This window comes from Bacillus sp. 0102A, assembly GCF_036765155.1.
GTDB classification, from domain to species: Bacteria; Bacillota; Bacilli; order Bacillales; family Bacillaceae; genus Bacillus; species Bacillus subtilis_G.
Genome location: NZ_JBAIZW010000004.1, coordinates 339,926 through 350,970, shown reverse-complemented (window position 1 = coordinate 350,970; position 11,045 = coordinate 339,926). Strand labels below are relative to the sequence as shown.

10 protein-coding genes, 17 tRNA genes, 1 rRNA gene and 1 riboswitch are annotated in these 11,045 nt (G+C 44.0%); of the genes, 23 read left to right on the top strand and 5 right to left on the bottom strand.

Annotated features, from left to right (window positions below):
• Window positions 1-123: 123 nt before the first annotated feature.
• The 17 genes from rrf (at window position 124) to V6D41_RS12300 (ending at window position 2,017) form a co-directional block, all read left to right on the top strand.
• Window positions 124-239 (top strand): 5S ribosomal RNA (rrf, locus tag V6D41_RS12380).
• 9 nt (window positions 240-248) lie between these two features.
• A tRNA-Asn gene (locus V6D41_RS12375) sits at window positions 249-323 on the top strand.
• 5 nt (window positions 324-328) lie between these two features.
• A tRNA-Ser gene (locus V6D41_RS12370) sits at window positions 329-420 on the top strand.
• Window positions 421-448: 28 nt separating this feature from the next.
• Window positions 449-520, top strand: a tRNA-Glu gene (locus V6D41_RS12365).
• 9 nt (window positions 521-529) lie between these two features.
• Window positions 530-605, top strand: a tRNA-Val gene (locus V6D41_RS12360).
• Between the two features lie 7 nt (window positions 606-612).
• Window positions 613-689, top strand: a tRNA-Met gene (locus tag V6D41_RS12355).
• A 61-nt stretch (window positions 690-750) separates the two neighbouring features.
• A tRNA-Asp gene (locus V6D41_RS12350) sits at window positions 751-827 on the top strand.
• A 12-nt stretch (window positions 828-839) separates the two neighbouring features.
• A tRNA-Phe gene (locus tag V6D41_RS12345) sits at window positions 840-915 on the top strand.
• A gap of 5 nt (window positions 916-920) precedes the next feature.
• A tRNA-Thr gene (locus V6D41_RS12340) sits at window positions 921-993 on the top strand.
• Window positions 994-1,014: 21 nt separating this feature from the next.
• Window positions 1,015-1,099 (top strand) — tRNA-Tyr (locus tag V6D41_RS12335).
• A 7-nt stretch (window positions 1,100-1,106) separates the two neighbouring features.
• Window positions 1,107-1,180 (top strand) — tRNA-Trp (locus V6D41_RS12330).
• A gap of 24 nt (window positions 1,181-1,204) precedes the next feature.
• A tRNA-His gene (locus V6D41_RS12325) sits at window positions 1,205-1,280 on the top strand.
• A 9-nt stretch (window positions 1,281-1,289) separates the two neighbouring features.
• Window positions 1,290-1,361: transfer RNA gene (locus V6D41_RS12320), tRNA-Gln, on the top strand.
• Window positions 1,362-1,411: 50 nt separating this feature from the next.
• A tRNA-Gly gene (locus tag V6D41_RS12315) sits at window positions 1,412-1,486 on the top strand.
• Between the two features lie 5 nt (window positions 1,487-1,491).
• A tRNA-Cys gene (locus V6D41_RS12310) sits at window positions 1,492-1,562 on the top strand.
• Window positions 1,563-1,569: 7 nt separating this feature from the next.
• Window positions 1,570-1,658: transfer RNA gene (locus V6D41_RS12305), tRNA-Leu, on the top strand.
• A gap of 277 nt (window positions 1,659-1,935) precedes the next feature.
• Window positions 1,936-2,017: transfer RNA gene (locus V6D41_RS12300), tRNA-Leu, on the top strand.
• A gap of 51 nt (window positions 2,018-2,068) precedes the next feature.
• On the opposite strand, the gene spo0M is transcribed toward V6D41_RS12300, so the two are convergent.
• Window positions 2,069-2,845 carry a sporulation control protein Spo0M gene (spo0M, locus tag V6D41_RS12295; protein ID WP_333518383.1) on the bottom strand — a complete coding sequence of 259 codons (777 nt, stop codon included), beginning with the start codon at window positions 2,843-2,845 and terminating at the stop codon, window positions 2,069-2,071.
• A 136-nt stretch (window positions 2,846-2,981) separates the two neighbouring features.
• Here spo0M and V6D41_RS12290 point away from each other — a divergent pair, with 136 nt between their 5' ends.
• The 3 genes from V6D41_RS12290 (at window position 2,982) to thiC (ending at window position 6,251) form a co-directional block, all read left to right on the top strand.
• Window positions 2,982-3,185, top strand: coding sequence for a hypothetical protein (locus tag V6D41_RS12290; RefSeq protein ID WP_333518390.1), 204 nt, complete (start codon window positions 2,982-2,984; stop codon window positions 3,183-3,185).
• A 293-nt stretch (window positions 3,186-3,478) separates the two neighbouring features.
• Window positions 3,479-4,180, top strand: a complete 702-nt coding sequence (locus V6D41_RS12285) for a Type 1 glutamine amidotransferase-like domain-containing protein (protein ID WP_333518382.1) — start codon at window positions 3,479-3,481, stop codon at window positions 4,178-4,180.
• A gap of 59 nt (window positions 4,181-4,239) precedes the next feature.
• Window positions 4,240-4,347: riboswitch (TPP riboswitch) on the top strand.
• Between the two features lie 131 nt (window positions 4,348-4,478).
• On the top strand, window positions 4,479-6,251 hold the full coding sequence (gene thiC, locus V6D41_RS12280) for a phosphomethylpyrimidine synthase ThiC (protein WP_333518381.1): 1,773 nt from the start codon (window positions 4,479-4,481) through the stop codon (window positions 6,249-6,251).
• Between the two features lie 238 nt (window positions 6,252-6,489).
• On the opposite strand, the gene katA is transcribed toward thiC, so the two are convergent.
• Window positions 6,490-7,941 carry a catalase KatA gene (katA, locus tag V6D41_RS12275; protein WP_333518380.1) on the bottom strand — a complete coding sequence of 484 codons (1,452 nt, stop codon included), beginning with the start codon at window positions 7,939-7,941 and terminating at the stop codon, window positions 6,490-6,492.
• A gap of 468 nt (window positions 7,942-8,409) precedes the next feature.
• Between katA and V6D41_RS12270 the strand changes: the two genes are divergently transcribed.
• The gene (locus tag V6D41_RS12270; protein WP_333518389.1) at window positions 8,410-8,946 is read left to right on the top strand and encodes a hypothetical protein; all 537 of its coding nucleotides are present in this window, start codon (window positions 8,410-8,412) and stop codon (window positions 8,944-8,946) included.
• Window positions 8,947-9,059: 113 nt separating this feature from the next.
• Window positions 9,060-9,329 carry a 30S ribosomal protein S14 gene (gene rpsN / locus V6D41_RS12265; RefSeq protein WP_061188229.1) on the top strand — a complete coding sequence of 90 codons (270 nt, stop codon included), beginning with the start codon at window positions 9,060-9,062 and terminating at the stop codon, window positions 9,327-9,329.
• 16 nt (window positions 9,330-9,345) lie between these two features.
• Here the strand turns inward: rpsN and V6D41_RS12260 are convergent, their stop codons facing one another.
• Together V6D41_RS12260 and V6D41_RS12255 are read right to left on the bottom strand one after the other, a co-directional pair.
• Complete coding sequence (locus V6D41_RS12260; RefSeq protein WP_148964354.1) at window positions 9,346-9,819, bottom strand: hypothetical protein; 474 nt, start codon at window positions 9,817-9,819, stop codon at window positions 9,346-9,348.
• A gap of 1 nt (window position 9,820) precedes the next feature.
• Window positions 9,821-10,021, bottom strand: coding sequence for a helix-turn-helix transcriptional regulator (locus tag V6D41_RS12255; protein WP_087993737.1), 201 nt, complete (start codon window positions 10,019-10,021; stop codon window positions 9,821-9,823).
• Between the two features lie 192 nt (window positions 10,022-10,213).
• Between V6D41_RS12255 and V6D41_RS12250 the strand changes: the two genes are divergently transcribed.
• Window positions 10,214-10,287: transfer RNA gene (locus V6D41_RS12250), tRNA-Gly, on the top strand.
• A gap of 90 nt (window positions 10,288-10,377) precedes the next feature.
• Here the strand turns inward: V6D41_RS12250 and V6D41_RS12245 are convergent.
• Window positions 10,378-11,001: a B3/4 domain-containing protein gene (locus V6D41_RS12245; RefSeq protein ID WP_333518379.1), complete on the bottom strand. Its 624-nt coding sequence runs from the start codon at window positions 10,999-11,001 to the stop codon at window positions 10,378-10,380.
• Window positions 11,002-11,045 lie beyond the last annotated feature (44 nt).

The following is an 11,045-nucleotide window of genomic DNA, read 5'->3' as shown; positions in this document are numbered from 1 at the left end:
GACTTAACCACATTTTGAATGATGTCACACCTGTTATCTAGTTTTGAGAGAATAAGTTTTTTTCAAAAAAACACTTGATTTTCTCAAGGATACATAGTATAATATTAAATGTCACTGAAATTGTCTGGTGATGATGGCGAAGAGGTCACACCCGTTCCCATGCCGAACACGGAAGTTAAGCTCTTCAGCGCCGATGGTAGTCGGGGGTTTCCCCCTGTGAGAGTAGGACATCGCCAGGCAGGATTCATTCCGCAGTAGCTCAGTGGTAGAGCTATCGGCTGTTAACCGATCGGTCGTAGGTTCGAGTCCTACCTGCGGAGCCATTATTGGAGAGCTGTCCGAGTGGTCGAAGGAGCACGATTGGAAATCGTGTAGGCGGTCAACTCCGTCTCAAGGGTTCGAATCCCTTGCTCTCCGCCACTTATACATAATTATAATTGAAAGTCTGGGCCCGTTGGTCAAGCGGTTAAGACACCGCCCTTTCACGGCGGTAACACGGGTTCGAATCCCGTACGGGTCATTATATGATGGAGGATTAGCTCAGCTGGGAGAGCATCTGCCTTACAAGCAGAGGGTCGGCGGTTCGAGCCCGTCATCCTCCACCATTATCATCGCGGGGTGGAGCAGTTCGGTAGCTCGTCGGGCTCATAACCCGAAGGTCGCAGGTTCAAATCCTGCCCCCGCAACCAAATTATATGAATGAAATAAGGAGTGCCCGAAGGGTGCAACCAAATAATAGTTTACAAATATGGTCCGGTAGTTCAGTTGGTTAGAATGCCTGCCTGTCACGCAGGAGGTCGCGGGTTCGAGTCCCGTCCGGACCGCCATTTATATAATAAGGCTCGGTAGCTCAGTTGGTAGAGCAACGGACTGAAAATCCGTGTGTCGGCGGTTCGATTCCGTCCCGAGCCACCACCTATGCCGGTGTAGCTCAATTGGTAGAGCAACTGACTTGTAATCAGTAGGTTGGGGGTTCAAGTCCTCTTGCCGGCACTGTTTTTCAAAACTTAATGTGGAGGGGTAGCGAAGTGGCTAAACGCGGCGGACTGTAAATCCGCTCCCTCAGGGTTCGGCAGTTCGAATCTGCCCCCCTCCACCATTTTTATAGGGGCATAGTTTAACGGTAGAACAGAGGTCTCCAAAACCTCCGGTGTGGGTTCGATTCCTACTGCCCCTGCCAAATTTATGACATCTTGAGATTATGGCGGTTGTGGCGAAGTGGTTAACGCACCAGATTGTGGCTCTGGCACTCGTGGGTTCGATTCCCATCAATCGCCCCATATTATCATTGGGCTATAGCCAAGCGGTAAGGCAACGGACTTTGACTCCGTCATGCGTTGGTTCGAATCCAGCTAGCCCAGTCTCACTTTTTTTATAATAATTGCATATAATGTATTAAGCTCCTTAAGATGCGGAAGTAGTTCAGTGGTAGAACACCACCTTGCCAAGGTGGGGGTCGCGGGTTCGAATCCCGTCTTCCGCTCCAATTACGGCGGCATAGCCAAGTGGTAAGGCAGAGGTCTGCAAAACCTTTATCCCCGGTTCAAATCCGGGTGTCGCCTTTCTTTTGCCGGGGTGGTGGAATTGGCAGACACACAGGACTTAAAATCCTGCGGTAGGTGACTACCGTGCCGGTTCAAGTCCGGCCCTCGGCACCAATTTTACTTACATGATAAGTCGAGTTGGTGTTTTTGTTTTATCATTATAACTAATCATATTAATGATCTACTTGTGTAGATCATTTTTTTATTGCTTTGATTTATCATAAGCAGAAGTTCTGATACATGATCATAAAGCTGCTTTACCATTATGTTTAGCCAGTCTCTTAACACTTTTTTATTATTATCTTTCCAAAAAAACTTTTTTGAAATACGTTGACACTTAATAAGATCCATGATATATTTATATTCGTCGGTTAGATACGACGTAAAACTTGCCGGTGTGGCGGAATTGGCAGACGCGCACGACTCAAAATCGTGTTCCTTCTGGAGTGCCGGTTCGACCCCGGCCACCGGTATACTGAAAAACCCGTTTCTTATGTAGAAACGGGTTTTTGTTTTTTTATAATTTATTCAGCGTATTGGTCTATGATCTCTTCTAACACCTCTTCTAGCTCTTCTGTATCTTCAAGCTCTGATTGGCTGAAGCGGACGCGTACGAGCTGTTCTCCGTCATTATACATCTCTTCAAGCCATCCTCGCAGGCCCCTTGCTCTGCGGTCGACTTCGATAATCATGTCTAAACCGTCTTCGTCTAAAAGGAAAATAAGTTCTAATTCATCAAGCATCTGACGATAGTAGCCTGATGTTGGGACGAACTCAAATTCTTGAACAAATGGAAGTCGGCGCCGGAAGTAGGGCGCTTGTTCGCAGTCTGCTTCGTTCAGGCGGAAGCCCAGGTTTTCGATTGCTTCCAGCACACTTTCAATCCAGGGATGCGCTTCAACGTAAATGCGGTCATGATCGGATTTATCGATACCGCCTTCGATATCAAGGTCTGTCACTACGGCGACTTCTACTTTTCCTACAGTAATCGGTGTATCAAGTGGGAGAATGAATGAGAATGGAAATTGATGCTCTTCACCAGGCTGAATGGTGAATGAACCAGTGACCCGAAAAGAATGGATTGTAGCGTATTTACGGTGCTCTTCATCGTCTTTTACAATGACGTACCGTGTATTAAGCTGTAAGTCAATGTAGCGGATGTCCTGAGCGATTTTTCCGCCTTTGACATGGACAGTTCCCCGTACTTCTTCTCCTGGATAATAGGCGTCTTTCTCTAAAATTGTATCTACTTTTGCAGCACCGATTCCGGCACTTGCCGCAAACTTCTTAAAAAATGACATATTAGATCTTCCCCTTTTTCTTTTTCTCAACAGATATACGTAAGAAGGAGGAAAAAAGATTCGTTTGATTCATACTTTTTTCCTATATTCGTAAAGTCTTGGGACAGACTAAGAATAATTTAAAGCAAAGGAGCGGATTGAAATGAATAAAGAAAGTCTGGTTGCTGATGAATTACATAGAATGTTTTTGGCTGGTGAACTGCAAATCACGGTAGAAGAGGATATAAACAATATTTCCGAAAGGCTGAGAAATGGTGATCTCAGTTTAGACTCATTAAGCGGTGAAGACGCGTTTATAAAAGAAACGGTAAACGAGGCTTTACAAAGAGTGGAGCAATAAAAGGAAGAGACGGTGTCCCATAAATGAGACACCGTCTTTTTTTATGACTTTGTTACAGTTCTCTATGAAATGAACAACTGTAACTAATTGTTCATGCAACGCTTTCTGAGGTCTGGGTTTGCGAGTTCTGTTACTGCGCAATTTTTATTTTATGCTGATTTTGGTTGCTGTTAGTTTTGATTCGGGCTATAAATCATCGTTAGGAATTTAATGTTCTAGCTCTTTCTGATAAAAAAATATTTAGCCTTGTGTCATGCTATAATGAATAACAAATTTTGTCGGGGAGTGGGATGATGAAACAGATTATTGCGATGGGAGGGGGAGGTTTTTCGATGGAGCCGGAAAATTTGTCCCTCGATCGATATATCATGAATCAATCGGCACGGAAGACGCCTCGTATTTGTTTTTTGCCGACGGCAAGCGGTGATTCCCAAAACTATGTTCAGCGGTTTTATCATACATTTCAAACATTGGATTGTGTGCCATCTCATTTATCCTTATTTAAGCCGCCGTCAACAGATTTAACTTCTTTTGTTATGGAAAAGGACGTGATTTATGTTGGCGGGGGGAATACACGGAATATGCTTGTGCTATGGAAGGAGTGGGGACTGGATCTTATTCTCAGAGAGGCGTGGAAGAACGGTGTGGTTCTAGCTGGATTAAGTGCCGGTGCGATCTGCTGGTTTGCAGAAGGGGTGACGGATTCAGCCGGACCGCTGACAAGTATGAAAAGTTTAGGTTTTTTGCAAGGAAGCTTTTGTCCTCATTATGACGGTGAGAAGGATCGGAGACCGATATACCATCAGCTGATATGTAACGAATTATTGTGCGAGGGCTATGCGGCGGACGATGGAGCGGCTCTTCATTTCATAAATAATCAGCTATTTCAGACAGTGAGTTCAAGACCGGGTGCAAAGGCATATCGGGTAACGAGGGGTAAACATGAAATATTAGAAACCCCGCTGCCGGTTAAATATTTGGGGCGAATTAGCTGAATATTTTATATATTCCTCTTTTTTTTAGGTTGGTTTTATGTTAAGATGAGTCCGAAATCAATAGTTACTGGGGGTGCCCGTTTTCGGGCTGAGAGAGAAGGTAAGCTTCTTAACCCTTTGGACCTGATCTGGTTCGTACCAGCGTGGGGAAGTAGAGAAATTGTTTTTATTATTGTCGTGCTGGGCAATAATAAGTTTCTTTCTGACTGTAACCGGGTTCATTCATTTGAATCCGGTTTTTTGTGCTGGTTATGGGCTTGATTTTGTCCTTTCAAACGAAGAGAGGGGAAGATCAGTGATGCAAAACAATTCAGTGCAGCAAGCCAACATTTCCATTATGTCGAGTTTTTCGGGGAGCAAGAAAGTATACGTAGAGGGTTCTTCTGCGGACATCCAAGTGCCGATGAGGGAAATCGGCTTAAGTCCGACGACAGGATCGTTTGGCGAAGAGGAAAACGCGCCTGTGCGTGTCTATGATACAAGCGGACCTTATACGGATCCTGATGTGACCATTCATATTCAAGAAGGATTAAAGCCTCTCCGCCAAAAATGGATCAGTGAGCGCGGCGATGTCGAAGAATATGAGGGACGGGCGATCAAACCAGAAGATAACGGTTATAAAAAAGCAAACCTAAACGTAAGCTACCCAGGACTAAAGCGGAAACCGCTGCGGGCGAAAGCAGGCCAAAATGTCACACAAATGCATTATGCCAAAAAGGGGATCATTACACCTGAGATGGAGTTTATCGCAATCCGCGAGCATGTGTCTCCCGAATTTGTCAGAGATGAGGTAGCAAGCGGCCGGGCGATCATTCCTTCAAATATTAATCATCCTGAAAGCGAACCGATGATTATCGGCCGGAATTTTCATGTGAAGATTAATGCGAATATCGGGAATTCAGCGGTTACGTCATCTATAGAAGAAGAAGTGGAAAAAATGACGTGGGCCATTCGCTGGGGAGCGGATACGATGATGGATCTTTCTACCGGAAAAGACATTCATACGACGCGTGAATGGATTATCCGCAATTGCCCCGTGCCTGTGGGAACTGTTCCAATTTATCAGGCGCTTGAAAAGGTAAACGGCATAGCGGAGGATTTAACTTGGGAGATTTATCGTGATACGCTGATCGAGCAGGCAGAGCAGGGAGTGGATTATTTTACGATTCACGCGGGTGTTTTGCTGCGATATGTGCCGTTAACCGCCAAACGGACAACGGGAATCGTGTCACGCGGGGGAGCGATTATGGCACAGTGGTGTCTGGCTCATCATCAGGAAAGCTTTTTGTATACTCATTTTGAAGAAATCTGTGAAATCATGAAAGCGTATGATATTGCTTTCTCTCTAGGGGATGGGCTTCGCCCCGGATCAATCGCTGATGCCAATGACGAAGCGCAGTTTGCTGAATTGGAGACTCTCGGAGAATTGACGCAAATTGCCTGGAAGCATGATGTTCAGGTGATGATTGAGGGACCAGGGCATGTGCCGATGCATAAAATTAAAGAGAACGTCGATAAACAAATGGACATTTGTAAAGAAGCGCCTTTTTACACCTTGGGACCGCTGACGACAGATATTGCGCCGGGCTATGACCATATTACTTCAGCGATTGGAGCGGCGATGATCGGCTGGTATGGAACAGCCATGCTTTGTTATGTAACGCCGAAGGAGCATTTGGGGCTGCCTAATCGTGATGATGTACGTGAAGGAGTCATTACATATAAAATTGCTGCACATGCCGCTGATCTTGCCAAAGGGCATCCCGGAGCGCAAAAACGGGATGACGCTTTATCGAAAGCCCGCTTTGAATTCCGCTGGCGTGACCAGTTTCATCTATCTCTTGATCCGGAAAGAGCCCTTGAATACCATGATGAAACCTTGCCGGCAGAAGGAGCGAAAACCGCTCATTTCTGTTCAATGTGCGGTCCGAAGTTTTGCAGCATGAGAATTTCTCAGGATATTCGGGACTATGCGAAGGACAAAGAGCTTAGTGAATGGGATGCCATCGAAGAAGGGATGAAAGAAAAAGCAGAAGAATTTGTGAATCAAGGCAGCCAGCTTTACAAATAAAAGATTGCCAGCGAACTAATTACAGCATTTCTGATCGAGGCACCGAAGGCCCTTATCTTTTAGATAAGGGCCTTTTTTTGTATTAATGGAAATAAGATTTTGTCGTTTAAGCTCTGATTTTGAAAACAAACGAGAGGTTATGAAGTGCGATGCTCATGGAGGAAATTGATATGAAGCATACGAAGTGCGTAACTAAATAAAAAACCCGCTAATTGCACAGCGGGTTTTTGCATCTCTATTAAGCATCTTTTTTAATCGGCAATCCAAGGCCTTCTGCCACGCGTTTTCCGTATTCAGGATCGGCTTTGCAGAAATGCTCGATTTGGCGAAGTTTGATTTCTTCTTTTTCTACCGGCTTCATGGCGTTTACGATATTTTTAACGAGGCGGGCACGCTCATCCTCGCTCATCAAACGGTAGAGGTCACCGGCTTGTGTGTAGTGATCGTTGTGATCATAGCTTACGCTGTCAGCGATTCCTTCTACCGGATATGCTGCTTGTTTATCCTCAGGTGACTCTTTCGGGCCGCCGAAGCTGTTAGGCTCGTAATATACAGATCCGCCGCCGTTGTTATCAAAACGCATTTGTCCGTCACGCTGATAATTGTTCACTTCGTTGCGTGCGCGGTTGATTGGCAGCGCTTGATGGTTTGCGCCAACACGGTAGCGGTGTGCATCATGATAAGCAAACAGCCGGCCTTGAAGCATTTTATCCGGAGAAACATCAATGCCAGGCACAAGTGTTCCAGGTGAGAATGTCGCTTGTTCTACTTCTGCAAAGTAGTTTTCCGGATTTCTGTCGAGAACCATGCGTCCGACTTCGATTAACGGATAGTCTTTTTGAGACCAAACTTTTGTGACATCAAACGGGTCGAAGCGATACGTATTTGCATCTTCTAAAGGCATGATTTGCACATATAGTTTCCATGCGGGGAAATCACCGTTTTCGATCGCGTTGAAAAGATCTTCTGTATGATAATCTGGGTTTTCACCGGCAATTTTTGCAGCGGTACTAACATCAAGGTTTTTCACGCCTTGTTCTGTTTTAAAGTGATATTTAATCCATACGCCTTCGCCTTCGGCATTGGTCCATTTGAATGTATGGCTTCCGAAGCCGTGCATGTGGCGAAGTGTCGCAGGAATCCCGCGGTCAGACATCAGAATCGACACTTGGTGAAGCGATTCTGGTGAAAGTGACCAGAAATCCCATACAGCTGTAGGGTTTTTTAAGTGTGTTTTTGGATCTCTTTTTTGTGTATGGATGAAATCAGGGAACTTAATCGCATCGCGGATAAAGAATACCGGTGTATTGTTACCGACGATGTCATAGTTTCCTTCTTCAGTATAAAATTTAACGGCAAATCCGCGCGGGTCGCGAACTGTGTCAGCCGAGCCAAGTTCACCGGCAACTGTTGAGAAACGGATGAACAACGGTGTGCGTTTGCCGACTTCAGAAAGGAAAGCGGCTTTCGTGTATTTTGTTACATCGTTTGTTACTTCAAAATATCCGTGAGCGCCTGCTCCTTTGGCGTGAACAACACGCTCAGGAACACGTTCTCTGTTGAAATGGGCCAATTTTTCGAGTAAATGTACATCTTGGATTAAAGTTGGTCCGCGAGAACCGGCAGTCATTGAATTTTGGTTATCTCCAACCGGAGCGCCCCAGCTAGTTGTCAGTTTATTTGAACTCATGTGATCACCTCTTGGAATTTATAAGAACATAATATCATCTCTAATTAAAAAGTCAATATTATTTTATAATTATTATAAAATAGTTATCTGTATTAAGCGATATCTAGTATTGAAAATGATGATAAACCCCTGTCATAACAGGCTTTAAAACAATGAAAATTTGTGTATAATGATTTTTTCTTTTCTATTTGCGAAACAAGCAGAGTAAGTGATAAACAGGCAGACAAAATCTCGCTTAAATAGAGTTGGTTTATGACCGGTATCCTCACTTAGAAAAGTGTTTATTTTGCAGACTTGGCTTTTGCTTCTGCCATTTGAAAATGAGCGAACGAGAAAGCTTTAGAACAAAAGGGGATAAGGCGCCGGTTTAAGTAAAACACAGCCCTTGAACACATGGTATGATATGTAAAGAAGGGAGCTGATTTTCTGAAAACATTGATAAGCACAACAATCATTTGCCTGATTGCTATGCTGTCAGCATGCGAAGATACAAAACAAATGGAAATCAAAGAGGCGGATATGTCAGATCTCGAAAAAAATAGAATGGATGTTGCAGCCTCGCAAACCTTCACTGCCGAGGTCGCAAATATCAGCGATAGCATTTCTGGAGCTGAAATGTATATAGAGCATTATCAAAATGGAAAGCTTGTTGAAACCATTGGACCGGTAAGTGCAGATTACTCGGAGGAAAAACCCGATTCATTACAATTTGTTTGCTTTGAGAATGAGGAGGGAGAAGGTAAGAATAAACTGAGCACCGCTCATTTTGGAATAGTGGATAAACAAGGAAATATTGCGGCTGATTCGTCGTTTCGGCGTGATGATAGCGCGGCACAGGAAGTGACTCAGAAGATTTCGTCGGCTGAACCGATTTCTTTCGAAAAACCTGTATTGATCGGCAGCAGTATTAAAGGGACTGACGAACCAATGCACACCTCTGAACACAAAAAAGAGCTCATTAAGCATCAAGATGCGCTACTGTATTATGTGGAATTGCATCATTAGAAACGGGCGGCTTCAGGCCGTCTGTTTTACAAAGCGGTATACTTGCTTTTTTGAATCGTGCGTGATAAATTTTAAATCGTAATAATTTCGATTTGAAAAGGAGGCTATGTGACTTGGCTAAAAAATCAAAAGTGGCAAAAGAGTTAAAACGCCAGCAGCTTGTTGAACAATACGCTGATATTAGACGCGAGCTGAAAGAAAAAGGAGATTACGAGGCACTCAGCAAGCTGCCGAGAGATTCAGCACCGGGAAGGCTCCACAATCGCTGCATGGTAACAGGGCGCCCGAGAGGATATATGAGGAAGTTTAAAATGTCCAGAATCGCTTTCAGGGAGCTGGCTCATAAAGGCCAGATTCCGGGTGTGAAAAAAGCAAGCTGGTAAGAAAAACTCCGGCCGATTACAGCGCGCCGGAGTTTTTTTCGTTTTTCTTGAAAGCGATGACGTAGGATAGGTGCTGGATGATCATGATGATAAACACAATAATAATAGGGAAAAACGGAATATGCGATTGAAAAAGCGGATAAAAAATGAGAAGAACCGCTGCGGCAGGAAGCGAGAAATAGACGGCGATATAAGACGCGCGGCATGCTTTTGCCGTCATCATCTGCTCTCTTTCATCCTGCTCTTCAAATTCATCAGGCAGGAGAAGCTGCTTTCTGGCAGGGCGGCTTTTCTTATGCAAGTACATATAAACCGCAGCCGCCGCAATAAACAGAATAAAGGGAGTGAGGTTTAATTCAAACACCATCTCGCCGCTCTTTGTACGGGAAAAGGCCGCTATGCCTTCAGAGGCTTTAAAGTATGAAATCAGCGTCCAGCATGCAAGGCCAAACAAAACTAGTTGAAAAGCTGCTTTTGTTTTCATGCTCATCTTAGTATTCCTCCTCTAACCAAAAGACATCCTCCATTTTCATGGAGAAAGCTTTGCAGATTTTTAGTGCTAACAACAGTGAGGGAACATAGTCGCCTTTTTCGATAGCTGCCACCGTTTGTCTTGTGACGCCGACTGTTTCTCCGAGTTTTTCCTGAGAATAGCCCAAACGTGCCCTCAGCTCTTTCACTTTATTTTTCATCATGACGTCTGTCCCCTTCACAATCTCATTTGATTATATTGTATAGTATACTTAACATTATGTAAATGCAACTTAACAACTTTGCAAAAGAAAACATTTTTTCGACAAAATTTTCATACTCCCTTGACGAAAAATCAATAAACGTGTAATATAAAAAAAGTCAGAGCAATACTGTTACTGACTATCACAAATGCGGGTGTAGTTTAGTGGTAAAACCTCAGCCTTCCAAGCTGATGTCGTGAGTTCGATTCTCATCACCCGCTCCATACATACGTTATTAACGCAGTGTTTCGTTTCTTAGATAAACGAAGTATTGCGTTTTTTTATGTAAAAAAGAACACATTATCTGTGTTCTTTTACGTAAGCCAATGTACTGTATGGGCGCCGCCATGAATTTGTTCAAACATTTTCGTTAATGATGATAAGAGTTTAACAGCGCTGCTTTTTTTTATGGATGGCGGGAAAAAGATGATTTGCAGCATGTTTTTGGTCTCGTTAGTAACGGGAAAGCGATTGACGCTGTTTTTTAAATCGCCAAATATGCCGTTTTCATCAGAGAAAAGCAGGATGTTTTCTTTTTCTCCCAATGAGATTCGGACTGGCTCATGAAGCTTTCCGGCGTCATAAATCATAATGGGCAGAGAATATTTTAATGCGAAAAAATCGATGGTGTCATGGGCTGAATCCTTGCTTTCCAGGAATTGTTCTTTGGATATCGGGATCAGCATGTCCTCTATTGGAGTTGTTTCTCCCTCAAATGAAGGGGTGAGCTGTTTAAAGAGTTCTCGCCATTCCTTGACGAAGGGTTCATCGGATATTCCGCCGTCCGCATAATCAAAAAACAAGGATTCTTGAAATAGGCGAAGCCTGCCTTTCAGCATTTGCGGAGAGGAACCAACTTCGATATTCTCATAAATCACAGCCGCCGCATGTAAGCCGGCCGCACGTTCAGTAATAACAGAATCAAGTTTGATAGTCACAAGCATTCACTCCAGATACGGGATATCAACTTATTATAAACGCT

Bases quoted from the DNA above. Each gene is read 5' to 3' on its own strand.
- spo0M (WP_333518383.1), bottom strand. From the start codon at position 2,845: ATGTCATTTTTTAAGAAGTTTGCGGCAAGTGCCGGAATCGGTGCTGCA.
- V6D41_RS12285 (WP_333518382.1), top strand. From the start codon at position 3,479: ATGAAACAGATTATTGCGATGGGAGGGGGAGGTTTTTCGATGGAGCCG.
- thiC (WP_333518381.1), top strand. From the start codon at position 4,479: ATGCAAAACAATTCAGTGCAGCAAGCCAACATTTCCATTATGTCGAGT.
- katA (WP_333518380.1), bottom strand. From the start codon at position 7,941: ATGAGTTCAAATAAACTGACAACTAGCTGGGGCGCTCCGGTTGGAGAT.
- V6D41_RS12270 (WP_333518389.1), top strand. From the start codon at position 8,410: ATGCTGTCAGCATGCGAAGATACAAAACAAATGGAAATCAAAGAGGCG.
- V6D41_RS12260 (WP_148964354.1), bottom strand. From the start codon at position 9,819: ATGAGCATGAAAACAAAAGCAGCTTTTCAACTAGTTTTGTTTGGCCTT.
- V6D41_RS12255 (WP_087993737.1), bottom strand. From the start codon at position 10,021: ATGAAAAATAAAGTGAAAGAGCTGAGGGCACGTTTGGGCTATTCTCAG.